This is a genomic window from Nocardioides sp. (genome assembly GCF_024509035.1).
GTDB lineage: Bacteria > Actinomycetota > Actinomycetes > Propionibacteriales > Nocardioidaceae > Nocardioides.
Window position 1 is genome coordinate 1056 of sequence record NZ_JANINT010000341.1, and the last position, 926, is coordinate 1981.

General features: G+C 73.7%; 1 protein-coding gene. It reads right to left on the reverse strand.

Annotated elements, in window-relative coordinates; translation table 11 throughout:
* On the reverse strand, positions 1-926 hold a 926-nt coding region (locus Q0L15_RS20970; protein WP_296606658.1), incomplete at both ends, for a PAS domain-containing protein.

Below are 926 nucleotides of genomic sequence, written 5' to 3' on the forward strand. Positions count from 1 at the left end.
GTCCAGGGACCCGCGGATCGAGGTGAGCGGCGTGCGCAGCTCGTGGCTGACCACGGACAGGAACTCGTTCTTCATCCGCTCGACCTCGCGCCGCTGCGTGACGTCGCGGAACACCACGACCGCGCCGCGCACCGTTCGCGCGTCGGGCCGCTCGTCGACCAGCGGGCTCGCGCTGATCTCGACGGGGAAGGTGGACCCGTCCGCGCGGCTGTAGACGTCGTCCTGGGCGGAGGTGACCGTGCCGGTGTCGATGGCCTCGGCGATGTAGCAGCCGCTGTAGGGGTACGACCCGCCGTCCTCGGCCGCGGCGTGGAAGACGTCGTGTGCGTTGCGGCCGAGTAGGTCCGGACCCGCATAGCCGAGCGCGCGGGCACCGGACGGGTTCACGAACGTGAGGTCGCCGGAGGCGTCGACGCCGTAGATGCCGTCGTCGACGGACGTGAGCAGCACCTCGGTCTGCCGGGCCAGCCGCCGCAGGTCCGCGGTCTGCTCCTGGACCCGCTGCCCCAGCCCGCGGCGCAGCGCGACGTTGTCCCGGGTGAGCAGGATCTGGCGGCCGGCCACCGCCACCGCGAGCGCCAGCCACAGTGCCCGGCTCGCGGGGTTCATCGCCCCGCCCCCGGACATCACCTGCACGGTGGCCGCCGCGATCAGCGCCGTGTAGACGAGGGCGGTGTCCGGCACCTGCGCCGGCCTCCCGGGGTCCTCGGGGGTGTCCGTCTCGACGCTGGGGTACCAGGCCGCGAGCGCGATCAGCGCGTAGCCGAGGATCCAGCCGAGGTCGAGGGGGGTGCCGAACTGGAAGTCGCCCTTGGCGACCAGGACGGCGTACGCCAGATCGCTCGGGACCCAGCACGCGAAGCCGAGGGCGAGCAGGAGCAGCGCCCGCCGGTCGGCGCCCCGGCTGCGCAGCAGGGCCAGGGAGA